This is a genomic window from Streptomyces winkii (assembly GCF_032248595.1).
Lineage (GTDB): Bacteria > Actinomycetota > Actinomycetes > Streptomycetales > Streptomycetaceae > Streptomyces > Streptomyces winkii.
Window position 1 is genome coordinate 132,787 of record NZ_JASTTH010000003.1, and the last position, 20,642, is coordinate 153,428.

Annotated in this window: 28 protein-coding genes; 16 read left to right on the forward strand and 12 right to left on the reverse strand. The window is 71.4% G+C overall.

Annotated elements, in window-relative coordinates:
- The first annotated feature begins 12 nt into the window (after positions 1–12).
- Both QQM67_RS09025 and QQM67_RS09030 read left to right on the forward strand, forming a co-directional pair.
- A complete protein-coding gene (locus QQM67_RS09025) occupies positions 13–915 on the forward strand; it encodes a carbohydrate ABC transporter permease (RefSeq protein WP_314173743.1) in 903 nt (300 codons plus the stop codon).
- A complete protein-coding gene (locus QQM67_RS09030; protein ID WP_314173149.1) occupies positions 912–1,733 on the forward strand; it encodes a carbohydrate ABC transporter permease in 822 nt (273 codons plus the stop codon). Before QQM67_RS09025 ends, QQM67_RS09030 begins: the two co-directional genes overlap by 4 nt.
- A 30-nt stretch (positions 1,734–1,763) precedes the next feature.
- On the opposite strand, the gene QQM67_RS09035 is transcribed toward QQM67_RS09030, so the two are convergent.
- A complete protein-coding gene (locus QQM67_RS09035; RefSeq protein ID WP_314173744.1) occupies positions 1,764–2,621 on the reverse strand; it encodes a phytanoyl-CoA dioxygenase family protein in 858 nt (285 codons plus the stop codon).
- A gap of 318 nt (positions 2,622–2,939) precedes the next feature.
- Between QQM67_RS09035 and QQM67_RS09040 the strand changes: the two genes are divergently transcribed.
- The 10 genes from QQM67_RS09040 to QQM67_RS09085 all read left to right on the forward strand — a co-directional run bounded on the left by QQM67_RS09040 (position 2,940) and on the right by QQM67_RS09085 (position 8,774).
- Positions 2,940–3,950, forward strand: coding sequence for a LacI family DNA-binding transcriptional regulator (locus tag QQM67_RS09040; RefSeq protein ID WP_314173150.1), 1,011 nt, complete (start codon positions 2,940–2,942; stop codon positions 3,948–3,950).
- 295 nt (positions 3,951–4,245) lie between these two features.
- On the forward strand, positions 4,246–4,485 hold the full coding sequence (locus tag QQM67_RS09045) for a gas vesicle protein GvpO (protein ID WP_399066345.1): 240 nt from the start codon (positions 4,246–4,248) through the stop codon (positions 4,483–4,485).
- A 74-nt stretch (positions 4,486–4,559) separates the two neighbouring features.
- Positions 4,560–5,006, forward strand: a complete 447-nt coding sequence (locus tag QQM67_RS09050) for a gas vesicle structural protein GvpA (RefSeq protein WP_314173152.1) — start codon at positions 4,560–4,562, stop codon at positions 5,004–5,006.
- 3 nt (positions 5,007–5,009) lie between these two features.
- A complete protein-coding gene (locus QQM67_RS09055) occupies positions 5,010–5,723 on the forward strand; it encodes a GvpL/GvpF family gas vesicle protein (RefSeq protein WP_314173153.1) in 714 nt (237 codons plus the stop codon).
- A gap of 23 nt (positions 5,724–5,746) precedes the next feature.
- Entirely contained in the window at positions 5,747–6,004 is a 258-nt protein-coding gene (locus QQM67_RS09060; RefSeq protein ID WP_314173154.1) for a gas vesicle protein GvpG, read from the forward strand.
- A 46-nt stretch (positions 6,005–6,050) separates the two neighbouring features.
- Positions 6,051–6,494: a gas vesicle protein GvpJ gene (locus QQM67_RS09065; protein WP_399065927.1), complete on the forward strand. Its 444-nt coding sequence runs from the start codon at positions 6,051–6,053 to the stop codon at positions 6,492–6,494.
- Positions 6,495–6,502: 8 nt separating this feature from the next.
- Complete coding sequence (locus tag QQM67_RS09070) at positions 6,503–7,438, forward strand: GvpL/GvpF family gas vesicle protein (protein ID WP_314173155.1); 936 nt, start codon at positions 6,503–6,505, stop codon at positions 7,436–7,438.
- Positions 7,428–7,709, forward strand: coding sequence for a gas vesicle protein GvpJ (locus tag QQM67_RS09075; protein ID WP_399065931.1), 282 nt, complete (start codon positions 7,428–7,430; stop codon positions 7,707–7,709). Before QQM67_RS09070 ends, QQM67_RS09075 begins: the two co-directional genes overlap by 11 nt.
- A 28-nt stretch (positions 7,710–7,737) precedes the next feature.
- A complete protein-coding gene (locus QQM67_RS09080; RefSeq protein WP_314173156.1) occupies positions 7,738–8,223 on the forward strand; it encodes a gas vesicle protein K in 486 nt (161 codons plus the stop codon).
- A gap of 125 nt (positions 8,224–8,348) precedes the next feature.
- Positions 8,349–8,774 (forward strand): hypothetical protein, encoded by a 426-nt coding sequence (locus tag QQM67_RS09085; protein WP_314173157.1) that lies wholly within the window; start codon positions 8,349–8,351, stop codon positions 8,772–8,774.
- Between the two features lie 179 nt (positions 8,775–8,953).
- On the opposite strand, the gene QQM67_RS09090 is transcribed toward QQM67_RS09085, so the two are convergent.
- A complete protein-coding gene (locus QQM67_RS09090) occupies positions 8,954–9,766 on the reverse strand; it encodes a hypothetical protein (RefSeq protein ID WP_314173158.1) in 813 nt (270 codons plus the stop codon).
- Positions 9,766–10,344: a sigma-70 family RNA polymerase sigma factor gene (locus QQM67_RS09095; protein ID WP_314173159.1), complete on the reverse strand. Its 579-nt coding sequence runs from the start codon at positions 10,342–10,344 to the stop codon at positions 9,766–9,768. Before QQM67_RS09095 ends, QQM67_RS09090 begins: the two co-directional genes overlap by 1 nt.
- 255 nt (positions 10,345–10,599) lie before the next feature.
- Here QQM67_RS09095 and QQM67_RS09100 point away from each other — a divergent pair, with 255 nt between their 5' ends.
- The 3 genes from QQM67_RS09100 to QQM67_RS09110 all read left to right on the forward strand — a co-directional run bounded on the left by QQM67_RS09100 (position 10,600) and on the right by QQM67_RS09110 (position 12,739).
- A complete protein-coding gene (locus tag QQM67_RS09100) occupies positions 10,600–11,430 on the forward strand; it encodes an SAM-dependent methyltransferase (protein WP_314173160.1) in 831 nt (276 codons plus the stop codon).
- A gap of 167 nt (positions 11,431–11,597) precedes the next feature.
- A complete protein-coding gene (locus QQM67_RS09105) occupies positions 11,598–11,930 on the forward strand; it encodes a plasmid stabilization protein (protein WP_314173161.1) in 333 nt (110 codons plus the stop codon).
- Positions 11,931–11,962: 32 nt separating this feature from the next.
- On the forward strand, positions 11,963–12,739 hold the full coding sequence (locus tag QQM67_RS09110; RefSeq protein ID WP_314173162.1) for a VOC family protein: 777 nt from the start codon (positions 11,963–11,965) through the stop codon (positions 12,737–12,739).
- 64 nt (positions 12,740–12,803) lie between these two features.
- Here QQM67_RS09110 and QQM67_RS09115 read toward each other — a convergent pair whose 3' ends face one another.
- From QQM67_RS09115 to QQM67_RS09155, 9 genes are all read right to left on the reverse strand, one after another.
- Positions 12,804–12,935, reverse strand: a complete 132-nt coding sequence (locus tag QQM67_RS09115) for a DUF6893 family small protein (RefSeq protein ID WP_314173163.1) — start codon at positions 12,933–12,935, stop codon at positions 12,804–12,806.
- A gap of 6 nt (positions 12,936–12,941) precedes the next feature.
- Positions 12,942–13,814 carry a hydrogenase maturation protease gene (locus QQM67_RS09120; protein WP_314173164.1) on the reverse strand — a complete coding sequence of 291 codons (873 nt, stop codon included), beginning with the start codon at positions 13,812–13,814 and terminating at the stop codon, positions 12,942–12,944.
- Entirely contained in the window at positions 13,811–14,854 is a 1,044-nt protein-coding gene (locus QQM67_RS09125; RefSeq protein WP_314173165.1) for a hypothetical protein, read from the reverse strand. Before QQM67_RS09125 ends, QQM67_RS09120 begins: the two co-directional genes overlap by 4 nt.
- A complete protein-coding gene (locus tag QQM67_RS09130) occupies positions 14,842–15,579 on the reverse strand; it encodes a DUF6084 family protein (RefSeq protein ID WP_314173166.1) in 738 nt (245 codons plus the stop codon). The genes QQM67_RS09125 and QQM67_RS09130 overlap by 13 nt, the downstream gene beginning before the upstream one ends.
- Positions 15,576–15,785, reverse strand: a complete 210-nt coding sequence (locus QQM67_RS09135) for a hypothetical protein (RefSeq protein ID WP_314173167.1) — start codon at positions 15,783–15,785, stop codon at positions 15,576–15,578. The genes QQM67_RS09130 and QQM67_RS09135 overlap by 4 nt, the downstream gene beginning before the upstream one ends.
- Positions 15,778–16,572, reverse strand: coding sequence for a DUF5947 family protein (locus QQM67_RS09140; RefSeq protein ID WP_314173168.1), 795 nt, complete (start codon positions 16,570–16,572; stop codon positions 15,778–15,780). The genes QQM67_RS09135 and QQM67_RS09140 overlap by 8 nt, the downstream gene beginning before the upstream one ends.
- 5 nt (positions 16,573–16,577) lie before the next feature.
- Entirely contained in the window at positions 16,578–17,108 is a 531-nt protein-coding gene (locus tag QQM67_RS09145) for a hypothetical protein (RefSeq protein WP_314173169.1), read from the reverse strand.
- A gap of 11 nt (positions 17,109–17,119) precedes the next feature.
- On the reverse strand, positions 17,120–18,859 hold the full coding sequence (locus QQM67_RS09150) for a nickel-dependent hydrogenase large subunit (RefSeq protein WP_399066348.1): 1,740 nt from the start codon (positions 18,857–18,859) through the stop codon (positions 17,120–17,122).
- A gap of 91 nt (positions 18,860–18,950) precedes the next feature.
- Positions 18,951–20,027 carry an NADH-quinone oxidoreductase subunit B family protein gene (locus QQM67_RS09155; RefSeq protein WP_314173171.1) on the reverse strand — a complete coding sequence of 359 codons (1,077 nt, stop codon included), beginning with the start codon at positions 20,025–20,027 and terminating at the stop codon, positions 18,951–18,953.
- 211 nt (positions 20,028–20,238) lie between these two features.
- Between QQM67_RS09155 and QQM67_RS09160 the strand changes: the two genes are divergently transcribed.
- The gene (locus QQM67_RS09160) at positions 20,239–20,637 is read left to right on the forward strand and encodes a hydrogenase maturation nickel metallochaperone HypA/HybF (RefSeq protein WP_314173172.1); all 399 of its coding nucleotides are present in this window, start codon (positions 20,239–20,241) and stop codon (positions 20,635–20,637) included.
- Positions 20,638–20,642 lie beyond the last annotated feature (5 nt).

Genomic DNA, 20,642 nt, shown 5'->3' on the forward strand with positions numbered 1-20,642 from the left:
CGCGGGCGCCTGCTGCGGCACGCCGCCGGCCGCTACCGCCGCCGCGCCCCCGGTCAGCCCCGTGCCGTCGGCTACCTCTACGTGCTGCCGGCGCTCGCGCTCTACGCCGTCTTCCTCCTCTTCCCCCTCGGGCAGACGGTATGGCTCTCGCTGCTGCACTGGGACGGCCTGACCGTCGCGACCTGGGCCGGAGCGGACAACTACCAGGCGCTGCTGACCGATCCGTCGCTGCGCGGCCCCTTCGTGCACGCGCTCGTGCTGCTGCTCTTCTACGCCGCGCTGCCCGTCGTCCTGGGGCTGCTGCTGGCCTCGGCGCTCTCGCGCTTCCGGGTGCGGGGGATGACCTTCTTCCGCACGGTGTTCTTTCTGCCGCAGGTGCTGGCGATGGTCGTCGTCGGCGTCGCCTGGCGCTCGATACTCGGCCCGGACGGGCTGCTCAACGACTCCCTGCGCGCCGTCGGACTCGGCTCCCTCGCCCGCTCCTGGCTCGGCGACTACACCTGGGCGCTGCCCGCCGTCGGCACGGTCGGCGCGTGGGTCGAGACGGGCCTGTGCGTCGTGCTCTTCCTGGCCGGCGTCCAGCGGATCCCGCGCGAGCTGTACGAGGCGGCCCGCATGGACGGGGCGGGCCCGCTGCGGGAGTTCTTCGCCGTAACCCTTCCGGCGCTGCGGGCCGAGATCGCCGTCGCGCTGACCCTTACGATCGTCGCCGGGCTGCGCAACTTCGACCTGATCTACATCACCACCAGCGGCGGCCCCGGGAACGCCACCTCCGTACCCGCGTACGAGGTCTACCACCGGGCGTTCGAGACGAACGAGGTCGGATCGGCGGCGGCGATGGGCGTCGGCCTGACCGTGCTCATCTTCGTACTGACCGTCTCCGTCGCCCGGCTCACAGAAGGACGAAGCCGATGACCGGCCGCCTCGAACGCGGTGCCACCTACGGCATCCTCGCCCTCTTCGCCGTCGTGGCCCTCACGCCCGTCGTCGGCATCCTCTCCACGGCGTTCGGCCCCAGGTCGGGGACGGCCACCGGTTTCTCACTGCCGGACGGACTCAACTGGGCCAATTTCGCGGACGCCTGGACCCGCGGGCACTTCGGCACGTACCTGTCGAACTCGGTGCTCGTTGCCGTCGTGGTCGTCACGGCCACCGCCGTGCTCGCCGTGCTCGCCGCGTACGCCTTCGGCGTGATGCGCTTCCCCGGCTCGAACCTGCTCTTCTACCTCTTCGTCCTCGGCCTGACGCTGCCGCAGGAAGCCCTCGTCGTGCCGCTCTACTTCGATCTGCGGTACTGGCAACTGACCGACACCTACTGGGCGTTGATCCTCCCGCAGACGGCGCAGTCCCTCGCCTTCGGCGTCTTCTGGATGCGTACGTACTTCCGCGGCAGTTCCCGATCGGTCATCGAGGCCGCTCGTATCGACGGCGCGTCCAGCTGGACGACGCTGTGGCGCGTACTCGTCCCGATGGGGCGTCCAGCGCTGTCCACGATGGTCGTCATCGTCTTCATGTGGACGTGGAACGAGTTCCTGATGGCCCTGGTGATGGTCAGCGACGAGGCGCACCGCACGGTCCCGCTCGGGCTGGCGTTCTTCCAGGGGCAGCACAGCTCCGACACGGCGCTGCTCGCCGCCGCTTCGGTGCTGATCGCCCTGCCGGTCGTGGTGGTGTACGTGGCGCTCCAGCGGCGCTTCATCGAGGGCATGCTGACGGGCGCGGTCAAGGAGTAGCCGGGCCGGGCGACTCCGCGCCGGGGGCTCCTAGTCGTCCGGCGCGGAGGCGGCCATGCCGGAGCGCGCGGGAGGGTCCCCGGTGTCGCCCATGACGAGGCCCTCGATCGTGTGCTTCTGCACGATGGGCGTGAGCTCGTCCACGACGGGGCAGTGCAGATGGTCGCGCACGCACGCGGGCAGTGCGTCGCGGTAGCCACGGGTGACGGCCATGTCGTGGTGGCCGTCGTTGCCCGCTCCCGGTGCGTCGACTCCGAGCACGAGAACGGGGCGCGAGATCGCGGAGCGGTTCGCTGTGCCGCGGTGGATCGTCAGCGCCGACCGTACGGAGATGTCCCCGCGCTGCGGGAACTTGAGCACCCCGAGCGCCCCGTAGCGCGGATAGTCCTCGCGCGGCGGGAACATGGCGTGTTCGAAGCGGCTGTCCTCGTCCCACTGCGTTCCGGGCGCGATCTCGAAGGGGCCCATCTCCTCGGTGGTGTCGACGCCGGTGAGGTTGAAGGCCAGCGAGTTCAGCCGCCGCCGCGTCCTGGTGGGCTCGGGCATCGGGAAGTCGCGGTGCCAGGGCTGGTTGACCGCGCCCGCGAACGGAATGTCGAACCCGAGCTCGACGATCGAGTAGTCCGGCCCGAGCACCGCCTCGCAGACCGCCCGCACCCAGGGGTGGCCGGCGAGTTCGGCGAATCCGCGCAGCTGCTCGGGGTGTATCTCGACGTAGTAGCGGTTCGGGCCGCGGCCCACGGCGCCGCCGGGACGCCGGCTCGCCTCCTCGTAGGCGTGCTCGATGTCCTCGCGCATGCGGTCGGCCCACTCCGGCGGGAAGGCCCCGGGACACCCGCTGATGCCGTCGGTGTACAGGTCGCGCACCACGTCGCCGATGGTCGCCACGGTGACGGGCGGCGTCTCGCTGTCCGGCTGGGGGCTCGTCGTGGTCACAGGCGGACTCCTCCCTGACAGGCGGTGAAGGGCCCAGCTTGCAACGTTGCATGCAGCGTGGCAAGAGGGGAGGATCGATCCTCTCCCTCGCAAGGACGGCGTGGGAAGATCGAGAACGCCGTTACGGGTGAGAGGCGGGCGGCACGGGCCGAAAGGGCCGCAGGAATCCCGCGGTTGGGCGGCAGGAGCGAGCAGCAAGACTGAGCAGCAAGCCCGAGCGGCAGGGCCGGGCAGCAAGCCCGGGCAGGGCCGGGCAGGAAGGGCGCAGCGGTGGCGGCGAAACTGAAGGACGTGGCGGCCAGGGCCGGCGTCTCCGTCCGTACCGTCTCCAACGTCGTGAACAACGCGGCGGCCGTGGCTCCCGCGACCAGGGAGCGCGTCCTGCGGGTCATCGAGGAGCTTCAGTACCGGCCCAATCTCGCGGCGCGCAATCTGCGTCAGGGCCGCACCGGCCTGATCGGGCTGGCCGTCCCGGAGGTCCGCTCCCCGTACTTCGGTGAGATCGCCGAACTCCTCATCGACGCCGCGCAGGACCGCGGCTGGACGGTGCTCGTCGACCGTACGGACGGCACCGCCGAGCGGGAGCGGCGCCTGCTGGAGGGCTCCGAGCGGCACACCGTGGACGGCATGATCATGAGCCCGTGGTCGCTGACGCCGGAGGAACTCGGGCGCCACAGCGCCACGTTGCCCCTCGTCGTCCTCGGTGAGCAGGAGACGGGCGGCACCGCGGACCACGTCGCCATCGACAACGTCACGGCCGCACGCGAGGCGACGGCGCACCTCGCCTCCCTCGGCCGCCGCCGGATCGCGGCCATCGGCCTTCAGCCGCAGCTGTCCAACGGCACCGCCGAACAGCGCGCGCAGGGCTACCGGGAGGCGCTGGCCTCGGCCGGGCCGCACGTCGCGGAGCCGCTGACACGCTCCGTCGCCACGCTGCACCGCGAGGAGGGCCACCGCGCGATGCGCGGGCTGCTGGACGAGGCGGAGGCACCTGACGCCGTCTTCTGCTTCAGCGACGAACTCGCCCTCGGCGCCATCCGTTCCGCCCGCGAGGCAGGTCTGCGCGTGCCGGAGGATCTGGCAGTGGTCGGCTTCGACGACATCGAGGACGGCCGCTACTCGGTGCCCTCCCTGGCCACCGTCTCCCCGGACAAGCAGCAGATCGCCGAGCGGGCCCTCCAGTGCCTGGCGGACCGCGTCTACGGCCGTCTCGGCCATCTGCCCGCGCGCCGCGTCACCGTGCCCCACCGGCTCGTCGTCCGGGAGAGCGCCGGCGTATGAGCTGAGTCACCATCTCCCAAGTGGTGCAACCCGGTTGAGGGGCCATCACGTAATCCTCTACGCATAGGTCTTCACGCCGGGGGCACCCAGCACACCCGACACGGGGATGCGGTGAGACACGTGAGAGACCTGTGAGACCTGGAACACAGGCCTGCAACCCGGCCGCACGGAAAGGGGTGAGACCATGGCGACAACAGGTGACAAACAGAACGAAACGCAACGCCCGGATCGCGACCGGAGTCAGGACCGGAGCGGCAGCGCGGAGGCGGGCGAACGCGTTCCGATCGCCGAAGCCATGCGCCTCGCGGCCGGACAGCTGGCCGAACTCCTGCGGTGCGAACCCGAGTCGGTGTCCTCGATCAAGCCCGCGCAGGAAGGCTGGACGGCGGACGTCGAGGTGGTCGAGGTCGAGCGCGTTCCCGACACCACGAGCGTCATGGGTTCCTACCGCGTGCAGCTCGACGGGCGGGGAAATCTGCTCGGCTACGAGCGCACCCGCCGTTACGCGCGCGGCCAGATCGATCAGCGGAGATGAGCCTCGGCGTGATCCGAAAGTGATCACGCGATGACGGCCCCCGCGTACGACATCATTCCGGAAGGACGAAGCAAGTGACGGTAGTTGCGCAGAGCGGTGCCCAGCCGGCCACCGGTTCCGGCGGCGGAAACCTCTACGACATCCTCGAACTCATCCTGGACCGCGGTCTCGTCATCGACGCGTTCGTACGGGTCTCCCTCGTCGGCATCGAGATACTGAAGATCGACGTGCGCGTGGTCGTCGCGAGCGTCGACACGTATCTCCGCTTCGCCGAGGCCTGCAACCGGCTCGACCTCGAAGCGGGCCGCAAGGCCCCCACGCAGCTGACCGAGATCGTGGGCGACGTGACGGAGAACGGCGCGAAGGGCAAGTCCAAGGGCGCGCTGACCGGAGCGGTCGAGGCCTTCAGCGAGTCCTTCGGCAAGGGGCGCGAGGACGAGGACGACGAGCGTGAGCGGGAGCCGGGGAAGGCGTCCGCGAACTCCGGCGGCCGCCGCAACTCCCGCCACAAGGAGGACTGATACGTGTCGACCTACGTCTACGCGATCACCGCAGCCGACCACCCGCAGAACCTCCAGGGGCTGAGCGGCGTCGGGGACCCGGCGGGCACGCTGCGTACCGTCGGGGCCGAGACGCTGAGCGCCGTGGTGAGCGACGCGCCGGAGCACCTGCGTGCCAAGCGCCGCGATCTCGCGGCCCACCAGGCCGTACTGGAACAGCTGATGGCGGACGGCGCGACGCTGCCGATGCGCTTCGGACTGGTGGGTCCGGACGACGGATCCGTCGAATCGGTGCTGGAGGAGAACCGCGACGTCTACGCGGAGCGGCTCTCGGAGCTCGAAGGCTGCCTGGAGTACAACCTCAAGGCGGCCCGCGAGGAGGACGACCTCCTGCGCGAGATCATCGCCGGTTCCGAAGAGGTCCAGCGGCTGCGGGAGTTGACCAGGCGGCATCCGGAGGCACAGGAGGAGAAGGTGCGGCTCGGCGAGCTGGTCTCGGCAGAGGTACAGGCCCGCCACGAGGCCGAAGGCAGGGAGCTGGCGGCGCGGCTGTCGGGCGCCGCCCGGCGCCACGCGGTCGCCGATCCCACCCAGTCGCACTTCCTCAACGTCTCGTTCCTGGTGCGCCGGGAGGACGCCGCCGCCTTCTCCCAGGCCGTGCACGAGGAGGCCGAGCGGCTCGGTGACGCGTACTCCCTCAACCTGAACGGCCCGCTGCCTCCGTACAGCTTCGTCTGACGCCCTGAACGGAGGGCCGTCGGATGGGCCTCATCACTCAGCTGCTGACACTGCCGCTCGCGCCGGTGCGCGGTGCGGTGTGGGTCATGGACCAGCTCGTGCTGACGGCGGAGCAGCAGTACTACGACCCGGAGCCGGTGCGCCTCCGACTGGCGGAGCTGGAACGGGAGTTGCTCGGCGGCCGGATCTCGGAGGAGGAGTTCGACCGGATCGAGGACGACCTCCTGGACGAGCTGGAGTGGCGCCAGGCCTGGCAACGCCAGCACCAGGGGAGATCATGACCGCGCCGAGACGAGACCACGACCGAGCAGACGAGGCTGATTCCACGTGTCCGATTCACTGGCCGCCCGTATGGGACCGTCCCCCAACAGGGCGGTCCCATACGGTCAGCAGGGCTCCTCCGCCAACCTGGCGGACATCCTGGAGAGGGTGCTCGACAAGGGCGTCGTCATCGCCGGCGACATCCAGATCAACCTGCTCGACATCGAACTGCTGACGATCAAACTGCGGCTGCTGGTGGTCTCCGTCGACAAGGCGAAGGAGATGGGGATCGACTGGTGGGAGAACGATCCGTCGCTCTCCTCGCGGGCCGCGCGCTCGCCGCAGTCCGACGGCACTCTGAACGGGGCCGACGGGCGCGGCGAACTGGCCGAGGAGAACGACCGGTTGCGCCGGGAGATCGAGCGGCTGCGCTCCGCGGCCGGACTCCCCACCGGCGAGGAGGCCGCCCGGGAGACCGGCGGCGACGGCACGCGCGAGCACGGAAGGTGACGAGTCCGATGCCGATTCCGGCGGGAGAGCCCGAAGCGCCGCAGCAGGCGCGGCCGCAGCAGGATCGGGCACAGCAGTCGCAGCACTCGCAGCATCCGCGGCAGGGACAGCAGAGCGGGCAGGTCCGTTACGTCTTCGCCGTCGGCCGCGCGGGCGGACCGCTCCGGTCGGCGGCCGCCGGGTTGTCCGGCCCTGACGGTTCGTCCGTGCGCACGGTGGACGGCGCCGGGCTGAGCGCGCTGGTCTCGGACGTTCCGGCGGGTCTGTACGACGAGGCGGGGCTGAAGGCCCAACTGGAGGACCTGGAGCGGCTGGAGGCGCTCGCCCGTACCCACCACGCCGTCGTCGCCGCGGCCAGCGAGCACGCCACGGTGCTGCCCATGCGGCTGGCGACGGTCTACCTCGACGACGAGCGGGTCGCTGAGATGCTGGCCGAGCGCGCCGGCGAGTTCGCCGCTCTGCTCTCCCGCCTGGAAGGCCACGTCGAATGGGGCGTGAAGGTCTACGCCGACCTGAGCGAGGCGCTGGCCGGCGCCGGCACCAGGCCCTCCGGAGGCGCGGCGGCGCCGGCGTCCGGCAGCCCCGGGCGGGCGTACCTCCAGCAGCGAAGGCAGCAGCGCAGCGCCAACCGTGACACCTACCGGGCCGCGGGCGCCGTCGCCGAGCGCGTCGCGGCCCTCGCGGACGGCATCGCCACGGACAGGGTCGCGCACCGCCCGCAGCAGGGCGAACTGGCCTCCGGACCGGGCGAGAACATCGCCAACGACGCGTACTTGGTGCCCGCCGGGTGCAGCGAGGACTTCAGGGCGGCGATCGGCGGCCTCGCCGAGGACGTGCCGGGCGTCCGCGTCGAGCTGACGGGGCCGTGGGCGCCGTACTCGTTCGCGACGCCGCCGTCCTCGCCCCGGCCGGGGTCCACGAGAGCCGCGGACGATGCGTCCTGAGCTGCCCGGCAGCGGCTTCGCCGACGCCGTCGAGGCGGGCACCCGGTCCGCTTCGGACGGCTTCTCCGGCGGCATCGCGGACGAGAACGGGCTGGACGGCGGGCCGGCCGGACGCCAGGTCGCCCTCATCGATCTGCTGGACCGGCTGCTGACCGGCGGCGCCGTGCTGACCGGTGATCTCGTGCTGTCCATCGCGGACGTCGATCTCGTACGCATCAACCTGCGTGCCGTCATCCACTCCGTGACCCCCGACGACCCGGCGCCGTGGTGAGCGGCGCGGGAGACGGACAGGCCCACGAATGACCAGCGAGCACGAGCACCCGCGCGAGCCCCGGGCCGAACTCGCCCCCGGACACGGGCAGAAGGCCGAGCGCCCGGAGCGCCCGTGCCGTCCACCGCGGCCGGACGGCGTCAGCCTCGACGACGTGGCACGCTCCGCGGCCCGCGCCTTCGACCTGCTGCCCGCGGGTCCGGACGCACGCGGCCCGCGCGGCGACGGCAGGCTTGCCCAGCGGCTGCGCACCGATCCGGACACCGTCGAGCGCGATCTGATGAAACTCGTCCTGACCATCGTGGAGTTGCTGCGTCAGCTCATGGAACGCACGGCCCTGAACCGGGTCGACCAGGGCGACCTGAGCGAGGACCAGGAGGAGCGGATCGGCATCACGCTGATGATCCTCCACGAACGCATGACGGAGCTGTGCGAGCGCTACGGACTGACGATGGAGGACCTCAACCTCGATCTGGGCCCTCTCGGTTCGCTGCTGCCGCGCCAGGACGGATAGACGAGCTCAACTCACCCTGCGCCGCGGCGTCTTGACATGTGGCGCGGAATGCCACCCGATGTCCGGGGTGTGCACACCCCGGACACCGAATGTTTCAAGCCCCCACACACGGCAACCCGTCATCCATGACTGAGAACGGCAAGACCTCCCGCAACGCGGGAAAGGCCGCAAACAGCACCAAGAAGCCCGCGGCAGCGGGCCAGAAGTCGGACCGCGGCATCACCGAGGCCGCCGTGAAGACGAGTTCGGCGCCCCGCTCCGTGGGCGACGCCGTCGAGAACGGCGGCCGGATCTTCGGCGACGCCACGAGGCGCGCGGGTCACATCGCGGGCAGGGGAGCCGAGGCGGGGCGCGCGAAGCTCAACTCCGCGTCCAGCAGCGCCGCGAGCGCCGCGTCCGCGACGTGGACCGTGGTCAAGAACCGCAAGGGTGTCGCCGCGGGTGTGGGCACAGGCGCGCTCACGGCCGTCGCCGCGTCCTTCGCGGCGGGCCGCTACTCGGTACGGCGCAGGACGGGGCCGTTCACCCGGCTCACCGGCGGCCGGCTGTAAACGGCACCACACGCCGCGCCCAAGCTCACCCGGCAGGCGCCCGGCAGGGCAGGCGGGCGCCTGCCAGGTGCACCGGCCCGGCCCAGGCGCCGCAGGCACCGTGGCGGCCATGGGACGCGCGCTCCGTCGAGCCGCGCATACCGTGAATCGTCCAGCGCGATCCGCGCAGCGCAAACCGTTCACCGCAAGCCGGGCGCCCCGCCGCACGGCGCCGTCAGATGCCCCGCCAAGTCCCGCGCGGGCTGGGGGATTTCACCGAAGTCCTCGTCGTCCTCCAGCACGGGAAGGCGGTGGATCACGGCCTCCAGCGCATGCGGCAGACGCGGATGGCCGCCTTCCTTGCACTCGCTCAGCAGCCCGTGCCGAACCCCCTCCGGCAGCAGGGGCCGCGTGCACGGACGCTGCCGCGGACGGGAAACGGCGGCGGCTCCCGGCGTACGGGCGCGCTGCGCCAGCCGCGCCGACTGCGCACGCCAGTATTCGGCGTCGCGGAACTCGCCATGGCGACGGTGGTGCAGACACAGGCAGAAGGCGGCGGTCCGGGAACCGCCGCCCGCCGCGAACTGCCACCAGAACTGGGCCGCTTCGCGATAGCGCGCCAGATGCAGCAGACCGCCGAAGACCAGCGCCCCCTCCGGCGCGATGGACTCCTGGTCGTCGACCAGACGCGTCAGACTGGCCGCCGCCTCGGGCGCGTTGACGACGAGACTCACGGCCAAGTCCAGGTCGTGCGCGGCCTGTTCGCACTCGGTCGGATAGTGACGGGCGCGCGCCGCCGGATCCCCGGCGCTGGCCGTGCGGCCCGCGGAGGCATCCCGCCGCGCCGCGCCGCCCCGGGCCGTCGCAGACGCCGCGCGAGGGGCCGGACCCGCGAGCGCCCGCTCCCGCACCGCCGCCACATCGCGCTCGTCGTAGTCCTCGGCGAGCACCTCCGCATCGCTCAACAGCGCGTCGATGGTGCGGTGTTCGGGCTGTCCGCGCCTCCGATGCATCAGCCGTCCCCCGACTCGGGCCCCGGCGCCGTGCGCAGCTCCCGGGCGAGCTTCCGTTTCGCATAGCGTATGTGCGAGCGCACCGCCGCCGTATCAAAACCGAGGTACCCGGCGACCTCCTCCTCCGGGCAGCCGAGCACATACCGCAGCACGACCACGTCGTACTGCCGCTCGGGGAGACGGCCGATCGCCGCGTACAGCCCGATCTCGCCCTCCAGCACCGCGAATTCGTCGCGGAGCTCGTGCAGCAGCGCGCTGCGCTCGACGGCGTGGAAGGCCGCGGTCTCGGCCAGCCGGGGACGCAGCCCCCGCTCGCTGAGCCAGTTCGCGACGTGCTCCTTGAGCACGGTCCAGGTGTACTCCGTGAGCGACTCCCGGCGCAGCGCGTGCTCCCAGTGCTCCAGCAGATGGCGGCAGGCGTCCTCGACGATGCGCTCCGCCGCCTCGCGGCTGCCGGTCTGGGTGTGTGCGTAACGCAGCCACAGCCGGTGGTGCGAGGCGTCGAACGCGTCGAAGGAGAGCAACAGCCGTCGGCGCGCCTCTCCTTCAGGTGCCTCGCGCGCCTTCTCAGCGCTCATGGAGGGCCTCTCACGGGAGAACGTGGTCAGAAAGGAGAGAACAGGACCTGAACGGACGGTGTCCGTGGAAGTCCGGCCAAAATACTACACAGAGTAAAAGCCTTGCTACCGTGCCTGTCCAGGGACGCTTCACGCCACCCTGTGGCCGGGTCCTGCCCCCAACGCCCATGTGCCCTGGGCAAGTTCGCCGAAGTGACGCACGATAGCCGTCTCAGCAACCGCCGGTGACGAGGAACGTGAGAAAGGCGGAACCCAGTGGCCGTCGACGAAGGCGCAGTGGATCTGGAACTGGACCGGGCCCACTCGGCCAGGATGTACGACTACTTCCTCGGCGGCACCACGAACTTCCCCGCCGACCGCGAGAGCGCCGGGAAGGCCATGGCCGTCTTCCCGGCGGTCCTCGTCGCCGCCCGCGCCAACCGCCAGTTCATGCACCGCTCCGTGCGTCATCTGGCGCGCCTGGGAATGCGCCAGTTCCTGGACGTGGGCACGGGCATCCCCACCTCCCCCAACCTGCACGAGGTCGCTCAGGAGACCGACCCCGGCGCCCGCGTCGTCTACACGGACAACGACCCCATCGTCCTCACCCACGCGCAGGCCCTGTTGCGCAGCACCCCCGAGGGCCGCACGGCGTACTTGCACGGCGACGCGCAGAACCCCGAGGCGCTGCTGAAGTCGCCAGAGGTGTGCGAGACCCTCGACCTCGGCCGCCCGGTCGCCCTGAGCCTGATCGCACTGCTCCACTTCGTCACCGATGAGCACGGCATCCCCGGCGGGCGCACGGCGCACGACGTCGTCGAGTACTTCAAGGACGCCCTGCCCTCCGGCAGCACCCTCACGGTCAGCCACGTCACGCCGGACTTCGACCCCGAGTCCCTGACGCGCGCCATCGGTGCGTACGCGGCGGCGGGTACGCCCGTACAGGCGCGCACCCGCGAGGAGTTCACCCGCTTCTTCGACGGCTGGGAACTGCTCGACCCGGGCGTCACCGTCACCCACCGCTGGCGTCCCGACGCCGAGCACGACCTCTCCCAGGTCACCGACGCGGAGGCGAGCTGCTACGCGGCCGTGGCGCGCAAGCCCTGATCGCCCCCGGGGCGCGGTCCGCCCTCCGGATCAGGATGTCGCGGATTCAACTTGTGCGGCGCCTTGCCCCGTGTCCTGTGCATCCGATCCGTTTCGCGGGTGCTTGTTAGCAATCGGGGTGGACGGGTAATCGGGGCACTGGTCCGAACGCGAGACAGGAGGAGCCCATGCCCTCAGGATCGAACGCCAAGCGCGAGCGGCAGTACGAGCACATCAAGGAAGGCGCCAAGCGCCGCGGAGCCTCCACCGGCCGCGCCAAGGAGATCGCCTCCCGCACGGTCAACAAGGAGCGTGCCCGTACCGGCGAGGCCGCCCGTGCCAGCCGCACCTCCACGAGGGGCAAGTCGGCCGCGGCACGCGGCGGGACCCGCTCCGGGAGGGCCATGGGCCCCAAGAGCGGTCCCACCCGCGACCAGCTCTACAACGAGGCCCGGCAGCGCGGCATCGAGGGCCGCTCCTCGATGAACAAGCGGCAGCTCCAGAGGGCACTGGGCCGCTGATCGGGTTCGCCGGAGCAGCGAGGAGAACGGGCGTGGCCTCCGAGGCGTCACCCGTCTACGGCGCCCCGTGCTGGGTGAGTCTGGCGACGGGCGGGCTGGAGGGCGCTCAGCGCTTCTACGGCGAGGTGCTGGGGTGGTCCTTCCGGCCCGGGAGCATCGGCGAGGAGTTCAGCGTCGCGTTCTCCGACGGCGTCCCCGTCGCCGGCCTCGGGGCCATCGCCCGCACCATGGGCGTGGCCGTCCAGTGGACGCCGTTCTTCGCCGTACCGGACGCGGACACGGCCGCCGCCCGTGTCCGTGAGCGGAGCGCCACCGTCGCGGTCGGCCCGATCCGCATGGGGGAGGGGCGCACGGCCCTGGCGGCCGACCTCGCGGGAGCCACCTTCGGCTTCTGGGAGGGTGCGGTGCTCTCCAGCTGGGACGCCGGACACCGCGATCTGCCCGCGCGGCTGGAGCTGCGCACCCGGGACGCCTTCGCCGCGGCGATCTTCTACGCCGAGGTCTTCGACTGGGCGTCCGATACGGGACGCTGCGAGGTGGACTACCAGTACGAGGCCGTCGTCGTACGGGTCGACGGGCGGACCGTGGCCACCCTGCGCGGCGGCGCGATCGAGTCCGCCCCCGATCCGCACATCCGCCCCCGCTGGCACGCCTCGTTCGCCGTGGACGACGTCGACGACGCCTCGAAGACCGCTGTGGCGGCGGGCGGCGCCATCGCGACGAGTCCGGCCGACAACCCCTGGGGCAGGTCGGCCGGTCTGTTCGATCCCGAGGGCGGTCTGTTCACCGTCCACTCCCGGGAAAGATGAGGCCGCCGCCCACCGCACTCCGCCGCCGGCCCCAAGTCACCGGCGCCTGGACCGACTTCAGCCCCTACATCGACTTCATCTTCATGTAGCGCACCATGTCCGGTGCGCTGGCCGCCGCCATCGCGGCCACCGCCACCACCAGGGTGCCGACGGCGACGCGCACGGCGACCGCCGGAACGAAGATCCCTCTCCTCATCTCTCATCACCTCCCCACGACAGGTCTGCTCAGATCGCGGTGCGGATCGCACAGCAGCTCGCCGACGAGGGACTCCAGCATGTCCGCGGCCTCCGGAACGGCGTACCGCACCGGCCCGCTCAGCCCCACCACCACGTCGTGCTCGTCGCCGCGCATCCGCACCGCCGGTTCACATCCGAGGACGAGAACGCGGGGCAGCGGACGCATCCCGTCGCTGAGCTGCCGTGCCAGGGCGAGCACCTGCACCGGGTCCATGCCGTGCGGCTGGGGAAGGGCGCGCCCGGCGGGCTGCGGCGCGGCGGCGAGCGGTCCGGGATCGATGACGTGGAGCGTGCCCGGCGCCTTGCCGCGGGGCGCGGCGTCGACCAGGACGGCGACGTCGTACCCGTCCAGCAGCCGGTAGGCGAGATCCATGCCGCGGATGCCGAAGTCCGCGACGTGCACGCCCTCCGGGAGGCTCCGTTCCCGCATGGCCGTCACGACCTCCGGCCCGAACGCGTCGTCGCCCATGAAGATGTTGCCGACGCCCGCGACGAGGATGCGGGGACCCGCCGCACCATCCTCGACGGGCTCCACCTCCTCCGGGGTGAAGAAGAAGCGGTGGCCCAGGCCGGTGCGGAAGTCCCGCCCGTCGTCGCCGTCGAGCGTGACGACGACGTGGACGCGGCCCTCCAGGTCCTCCTCGACGGCGTCGACCTCCGCCGTACGTCCCGTCAGCGCCAGGTCCAGCACGTCGGCCGACTGCCCGGGCCGCAGCCGCACCCGGCTCCCGCGTCCCAGCCGCACGCCGGCGACGTCGACGGTGCGCCCGCCGCCGGTGCTCGTCACTTCGTCCGTGCTCGCCGTCTCGCTCCTGCTCAACGTCTCGCCCGTGCTCATCGCCCCTCCGGTACCGGCCGGAACGCCCGGATCGTGCCGTGCAGGGCCGCCAGGTCGTCCGGGTCGAGGGACGCGCAGCGGTCCAGGATCTCCCGTGCCCGCGGGTCCGTGGCTCGTGCCTCCTCCTGCTCCCACGGCGTGAGGCTGAGGACGCTGAGGATCAGCAGCTGGTCGATCTCGCCCCCGTCGAACAGGTCGCCGGGGCTCTCCGGCGCGACGCCCGGATAGTCGTAGAGCGTGATGGGCGAGGAGAGCACCTCCGCGGAGTAGTGCGGGCTGTTCTGCGGCGCCTGCGGGTCGTCCGAGACCAGTACGGGCCATACGCCGACGTTCTCGCACGCCGCGGCGGCCTCGCGCAGTTCCGGCGGCGGATCGGTCAGCGACACGAACTCGCCGGTGTCGCTGTGCAGCACGGTGTGCGTGGAGACGAAGGCGTACGGCGCCATCTTGTCCCGCGCCCCCCGTGCGCCCGGCGCGGGCAGCGGGCTCGGTGAGGTGTTCTCGATGTCCACGGTCACGCGCAGCACGGTGTCCGTGACCGGCACCGACGTGAGCCGCACCTTCCCCGTCAGCCGCTGCCAGCCCCGCACCAGCGTCCCGGCGACGCTGCCGGACTCGGCACGCAGCGCCTCGCGGTCCGTGCCCGCCGCGATGTCGACGGTGCTGGTGCGCGGCCCGCGGCGGGGCGACCACGGAGGGCACACCCAGCGCCGCTCGATCGCCTCCTGCCACGTCAGATGGCTGTGGCCCTCGACGCGCAGCTCGTCGACCGGCACCGGTCCCCGCGGCCCGTTCCGGTACACCTGCCGGTCGATGACCTGGAGGAACCGCAGATGCACGGTGAGCTTCGCCGCCGGTCCCGCGCGCAGCAGGACCTCCGTGCGCATCCGCGACGGCTCGCCGATCGCCCCGGCGCAGCGCTGCGGATAGATCCCGCCGAAGGTCCACCGCCGGGCGTTCTTCAGCGTGCCGCGGCGGTACGGCCACAGCAGGTATCCCTCGTACAGGCAGGCGCGGGCGATCTTCTCTACGGCGTCCACGCCGTACCTCCTGCGGTGGTGTCTGCGCGGGCGAGCAGGTCGGCGACCGTCTCGTCCCATCCGGTCAGTGCGTGCCGGTCCCGGTGAGCGATGAGTTCGCCGTACGTGGCCGGGGAGAGCGGCAGCCAGCTCGTGCCGCCGCCGTAGCGGCCGGTCGCCTCGTGCCAGAGCCCGGCGGGCAGCCGGCAGGCGGCGTCCTTGGTCCAGGAGATCTGCGCGGTGCGCAGCCGTCCGTCGGGGCCGTCGTGGAAGACGGTGCCGCTGAAGAGGAGCTCCAGCGGGATCTCGCCGTCCCGCACACCGTGGAAGTACGACGTGACGGCGAGCTCCATGTCCCGGCTGCACGGCACCGCCAGATCGGTCTCCGTACGGACGTCGAAGGGCGGGACCACGGTGCTGATCCGGGCCCAGGTCAGTGGCCGCATGCTGGTCGCCCACTGTTCTGGCTGGCCGAAGAGCCTGGCCATGACCAGGCGGTCGGCCCGCTCGTACCGGCGGTGGGCGACCGCGATCCGTACGTCCGTCGTGAGCGAGACGGAGCGGACCCGGCCGCCGCCGGTGCGGCCGATCGCGAGCCGGAAGGCCAGCGTGGGCACGGCCGCGTCCGGCAACGCGCGCACGCCGGTCACGGCGAATTCCAGGTCGGGGATGGCGTCGGGGCGGCCGTCGGGGATCTCCGTGCGCTGCCCGGTGCCGGAAGCGCCCGGTGCGGTGTGCGCCGTCACGCGGGGGAGAGGTTCGGCATGCCGGGCACGATCGGGTTCTTCGCCTTCGGGCTGATCCCCGTGGACCTGCGGGCCGTGGAGGTCTCGTCGGGCAGATGCCCGGGCTGCCGCTTGTAGGCGCCCTCGTGGTTGCCCTGTCCTACGCCGGGGACGTGCGCCGCCTTGTCGAGCCGTACGTGCGGCTTGCCGGTCTTGATCTCAGCCATGCTGACTCCTCGGTTCGCCTGCCGGGCCCGTCGGCTCGGCAGCTCCACTCGTGCGGGACCGCGCGGACCGCCCCGCGAGCCCCGCGAAGAACGCGTCGATGTGCTCGCGCACCTCGCTCCCGCCGGACAGCCCACGCCAGTGGGTACGGACGAGAGCCGCGAGCCGGTAGCAGTCATCCAGCGGGACGATCCAGTTCTCGTCCTGGCCGACCTGGCCGTCCAGCCGATCAGGACCGTCCCGTCGGTCCGGGCCGTCGGGACGCCGTACCAGCAGCGCCTCCACGTCGTCCGCGAGCGCTGCCGCCTCCGGGTACCCCCGTGCGACCTCTTCCCAGACCTCGGATCCGACGGCAGAGCGGGCCAGGCCCAGCGGACCGGGATACGCGGCCCCGACCTCGCCGGTCGCGCCGTCGCGTACGAAGAAGACCAGGCCGACGGGGACCCCGAGCCGGGCCCACAGCCCCTCGTCCATCCGCAGCCCCTCAAGCCGGATCCTCCGCTCGGGCAGCAGCCGGTAGTGCCGGCCGCCCGCCGCGCTCTGCCCGAACAGCAGGGTGCAGGGCCCGCATGCGCAGAGCACCGCGCTCTGCTGCACGTCCAGCATGTGCCGGTGCTCCTCGGGCACCGGCTCGGCGCACAGATCGCAGCGCTCCGCGGCGGATGCGGCGGACTCCGTGGGGCGCACCCGGCGCAGCAGTCCACGGAGCCGCTCGCCCGGCACGGCCGGTGACCCGTGCGCCACCGGATCCGTGGGACCGGCAGGGCGCATCGGACTCGCGGCGGCCATGCCGCTCACCGGTTTCCGGCCGGCTGGGCACCGGGCTGCGGAGCCGCGTCACGGAAGAGGGAGTCGACGGGGATCAGCGCGGGCCCGGGCGCCGCGTCCTCGGTCTCCACCCGCCGCACCTCGGGCGCCGCCCATGCGACCGTGTCCCGCACGGTCCGCGCGAGCTGCTCCGCGGACGGAGAGCCGCAGCCCTGCGGAGCGATCCGCACGCGCACCTCGGCCTCGCCGGCGCTCAGCAGCGTCACGCCCCGTACGTCCTCCAGGGCGCGGCGCACCCGCTGCTCCGCGCTCTCGGGGTGCAGCTCGTGCACGAGCAGCAGATGGCCCACCAGTTCGTCCGCAGCGATGGCGGCACGCGCCGGGCCGTCCACGCTGCTCATCACCCGGGAGAGGCACTCGCCGTACATCGCGGCCAGCGCGTGCAGGGCGTCCAGCGCCTGCTCGCGCGCGGCGGTGTCGGCGATGCCGTCCAGTCCGGAGAGCAACTCCTCGGTGCGGGCGACGTGTTCACGCGCCTCGCGCTCGTCCTCTGCCATTTCCGCCGGCCTTACGCGAGTGCGCCGAAGGTCGGCGAGTGGTTCTCCCGGACGGTCCGCCCGCCGCCGAGGTACATGTGCACGCCGCACGGCAGGCACGGGTCGAAGCTGCGCACGGTGCGCATGATGTCGATGCCCTTGAAGTTCTCGCGGGTGTTCTCCTCGAAGACCGGCATGCCCTGCACCGCGTCCTCGTACGGCCCCGGGGTGCCGTAGTGGTCGCGCGGGCTCGCGTTCCACGGAGTCGGCGGATACGGGTGGTAGTTGGCGATCTTGTGGTCGCGGATGACGAGGTGGTGCGAGAGCACGCCGCGGACCGCCTCGTGGAAGCCGACGCCGATGGCCTCCTCGGGCACCTTGAAGTCCTCGAAGACCTTGGTGCGCCCGGCGCGCACCTCGGCGAGCGCGCGGTCGACGAAGTACAGCGCCATGCCCGCGGCGTACGCGACGAAGTACATCCGGGCCCGGTTGCGCTCCAGGGTGTTGGGGTAGGCCGGCGGCGTCCACTCCAGCCGCGTCTCGGGCGTCATCGGCGTCTTCGGCAGGTCGATCTGGACGCTGCGCCCCGTGGACCGTACGTACGGAGTGCTCACCTTGCCCGCCAGCGCGGTCGCCCAGAGCCGGGCGATGGGGCCGCCGCCGGTGTCGAGGGCCAGATGGTCGCCCGTTCTCTTGTCGTACCAGCGGGGGCTCATGACCCAGCTGTACTTGCCGCCGTCGAGGTCGCGCTTCTGGGGCTGCGGCAGCGTCGTCTGGTTCCAGGGGTGGCGCCGGTCGACGGGGTTGCCCAGAGGGTCCCGCTCGACGTAGGTCTCCTCGGACGTCCAGTCCTCGTAGTAGCTGCTGCCCAGCAGGATGCGCATGCCGAGGTTGATGTCGACGAGGTCGGTGGTGACCAGCTCGTTGTCGACGATGATGCCGGGGGTGACGAACATCGAGTTCCCCCACGTGTTCATCGTCCGGTAGTCGTAGTCGACGACCTCGGGGTCCTGGAAGCAGCCCCAGCAGGCGAGCAGCGTGCGCCGGCGGCCGACCTCCTCGTAGCCGGGCAGCGCCTCGTAGAAGAAGTCGAAGACGTCGTCGTTCATGGCGACCGCGCGCTTGACGAAGTCCATGCAGCGCATCAGCCGCACGAGGTAGTCGGTGAAGAGCTGCGGTGTGGCGACCGTGCCGACCCCGCCCGGGTAGAGCGTCGAGGGGTGCACGTGGCGGCCCTCCATCAGGCAGCACATCTCGCGGGTCAGCCGGCTCATCACGAGTGCCTGCTTGTACGTCTCGCCCTCGAACGGGTTGAAGGAGCGCATGATGTCCGCGATCGTGCGGTGCCCGTGCGCCTCGGCTCGCGGTGCGGGCGTGCGCTCGGCACGCTCCAGAACACCGGGGTTGGTCTCCCGGACCATGCGCTCGCAGTAGTCGACGAAGACCATGTTGTCCTGGAAGATCGTGTGGTCGAACATGAACTCGGCGGCCTCGCCGAGGTTGATGATCCAGTCCGCGAGCGGCGGCGGCTTCACCCCGTACGCCATGTTCTGCGCGTAGACGGAGCACGTCGCGTGGTTGTCCCCGCAGATGCCGCAGATGCGGCTGGTGATGAAGTGCGAGTCCCGCGGGTCCTTGCCCTTCATGAAGACGCTGTAGCCGCGGAAGATGGATGAGGTGCTGCGGCACTCCGCCACTTCACGGCCCGGGAAGTTGATCTTCGTGTAGATGCCGAGGTTGCCGACGATCCGGGTGATGGGATCGAAGGCCACCTCGGTCAGTTCCCGCTCCCCGGTGCCGGGCTGCCTGGTGGTCTGCTGGGCGGTCGCCACGTCTCGTTCCTCTCGCAGGTCGCTTCGCTGATTACTTGCGGCCGGTCCAGCGGGGCTGGTAGCCGGAGGTGAGGGCGGGCTCGTCGTGCCGCCACTTCGGTTCCCGGTTCGCCGACCGGTTGGTGATCGACCGCATGCTGCGGATGAACGGCCCGTAGACGCTCATCAGCGACGAGGAGAGCGTGGCGCCGGGAGGCTCGTCCATGAACGGCATGAACTTGTCGGGGAAGCCCGGCATGGTGCAGCCGATGCAGATGCCGCCGACGTTGGGGCAGCCGCCGACGCCGTCCATCCATCCGCGCTTGGTGACGTTGCAGTTCACGACGGGGCCCCAACAGCCGATCTTCACCTGGCACTTGGGGGAGTTGTAGTCCTTGGCGAAGTCGCCCTGCTCGTAGTACGCGGCACGGTCGCAGCCCTCGTGGACGGTCTTGCCGAACAGCCAGGTGGGCCGGAGATTCTCATCGAGCGGGATGGTCGGGGCCAGCCCCGCCGCCTGGTGCAGGACCCACAGCAGGGTCTCCATGAAGTTGTCCGGCTGCACCGGGCAGCCCGGCACGTTGACGATCGGCAGCCCCGCCGTGGAGCGGTAGTCCCAGCCGAGATAGTCGGCCAGGCCCATGCAGCCGGTCGGGTTGCCCGCCATCGCGTGGATCCCTCCGTACGTGGCGCACGTGCCGACGGCGACGACGGCCCAGGCGTGCGGAGCCAGCCGGTCCAACCATGTGTTGAGCGTGACGGGCTCGCCGGTGTCCGGGTCGTTGCCCATCGCCGTCCAGTAGCCGTCGCCGTTGATGTTCTCGTTCGGGATGGAGCCCTCGACGACGAGGATGAACGGGCCCAGTTCGCCGCGGGCTCCCTTGCGGAAGGCGGTCAGGAAGTCCTCGCCCGTCTCGTACGCCAGCACCTTGTTGTGCAGATGGACCTTGGGAAGGCCGGGCACTCCGCCCAGCACCACGTCCTCAAGGCTGGGCAGCGAGGCCGCGGTCACCGAGACCGTGTCGCCGTCGCAGCTCATGCCCTCCGAGGTCCACAGGACATGGATCTCGTCGATCGCCTCCGCCGGAGCCGGTGCGGGGGTTGCCGTCGCTGTCGCCTCGTCGCCCATGGGAACCGATCCCTTCGCACCGTCGCCCGACCCGTCCGTGCAGCACTCTGAGCAATGCCGCTCAAAAATCTGACATATAGGCAGAAAGGCCACAACGTAAGCGCGCCGGGGCACCTGAGCCGAACGGCTCACCTTCCCCCCGGGGGGCGGCGTGTCAGGGAAGCGCCCCGAGGGCCCGGGCCTGTAATGAACCGCGAAGCGGAGGGATGAGATGCACGAGATGTCCATCGCCGTGGCGATGGTGGAGCAGGTGACGGAGACCCCCGCTGCGGACGGCTACGGGACGGTGACCGCCGTACGGCTGCGGCTCGGCGAACTGGCCGGTGTGGTGGCCGAATCGCTGCACTTCTGCTTCTCGCTCGCGTGCGCCGGAACCGTGCTCGACGGCGCCGAACTCCTCATCGACCACGTGCCGGGCCGTGCCCGCTGCGCGCCCTGCGGAGCGGAGTGGGCCACCGGCACGCCGCCGCAGCTGTGCTGCCCGCTGTGCGAAGGGGGCGAGACCGAGCTGCTGTCGGGACGTGAGCTGCGGATCACCGGACTCCGCCACGGCGGCGCATGTGACGCCGGCGCCGCCCACCCCGCCCCCGTACAGGCCAAGGAGAGCTGAGACGC

Bases quoted from the DNA above. Each gene is read 5' to 3' on its own strand.
- QQM67_RS09030 (WP_314173149.1), top strand. From the start codon at position 912: ATGACCGGCCGCCTCGAACGCGGTGCCACCTACGGCATCCTCGCCCTC.
- QQM67_RS09045 (WP_399066345.1), top strand. From the start codon at position 4,246: ATGCGCCTCGCGGCCGGACAGCTGGCCGAACTCCTGCGGTGCGAACCC.
- QQM67_RS09060 (WP_314173154.1), top strand. From the start codon at position 5,747: ATGGGCCTCATCACTCAGCTGCTGACACTGCCGCTCGCGCCGGTGCGC.
- QQM67_RS09070 (WP_314173155.1), top strand. From the start codon at position 6,503: ATGCCGATTCCGGCGGGAGAGCCCGAAGCGCCGCAGCAGGCGCGGCCG.
- QQM67_RS09075 (WP_399065931.1), top strand. From the start codon at position 7,428: ATGCGTCCTGAGCTGCCCGGCAGCGGCTTCGCCGACGCCGTCGAGGCG.
- QQM67_RS09080 (WP_314173156.1), top strand. From the start codon at position 7,738: ATGACCAGCGAGCACGAGCACCCGCGCGAGCCCCGGGCCGAACTCGCC.
- QQM67_RS09085 (WP_314173157.1), top strand. From the start codon at position 8,349: ATGACTGAGAACGGCAAGACCTCCCGCAACGCGGGAAAGGCCGCAAAC.
- QQM67_RS09090 (WP_314173158.1), bottom strand. From the start codon at position 9,766: ATGCATCGGAGGCGCGGACAGCCCGAACACCGCACCATCGACGCGCTG.
- QQM67_RS09095 (WP_314173159.1), bottom strand. From the start codon at position 10,344: ATGAGCGCTGAGAAGGCGCGCGAGGCACCTGAAGGAGAGGCGCGCCGA.
- QQM67_RS09105 (WP_314173161.1), top strand. From the start codon at position 11,598: ATGCCCTCAGGATCGAACGCCAAGCGCGAGCGGCAGTACGAGCACATC.
- QQM67_RS09115 (WP_314173163.1), bottom strand. From the start codon at position 12,935: ATGAGGAGAGGGATCTTCGTTCCGGCGGTCGCCGTGCGCGTCGCCGTC.
- QQM67_RS09120 (WP_314173164.1), bottom strand. From the start codon at position 13,814: ATGAGCACGGGCGAGACGTTGAGCAGGAGCGAGACGGCGAGCACGGAC.
- QQM67_RS09135 (WP_314173167.1), bottom strand. From the start codon at position 15,785: ATGGCTGAGATCAAGACCGGCAAGCCGCACGTACGGCTCGACAAGGCG.
- QQM67_RS09140 (WP_314173168.1), bottom strand. From the start codon at position 16,572: ATGGCCGCCGCGAGTCCGATGCGCCCTGCCGGTCCCACGGATCCGGTG.
- QQM67_RS09145 (WP_314173169.1), bottom strand. From the start codon at position 17,108: ATGGCAGAGGACGAGCGCGAGGCGCGTGAACACGTCGCCCGCACCGAG.
- QQM67_RS09155 (WP_314173171.1), bottom strand. From the start codon at position 20,027: ATGGGCGACGAGGCGACAGCGACGGCAACCCCCGCACCGGCTCCGGCG.
- QQM67_RS09160 (WP_314173172.1), top strand. From the start codon at position 20,239: ATGCACGAGATGTCCATCGCCGTGGCGATGGTGGAGCAGGTGACGGAG.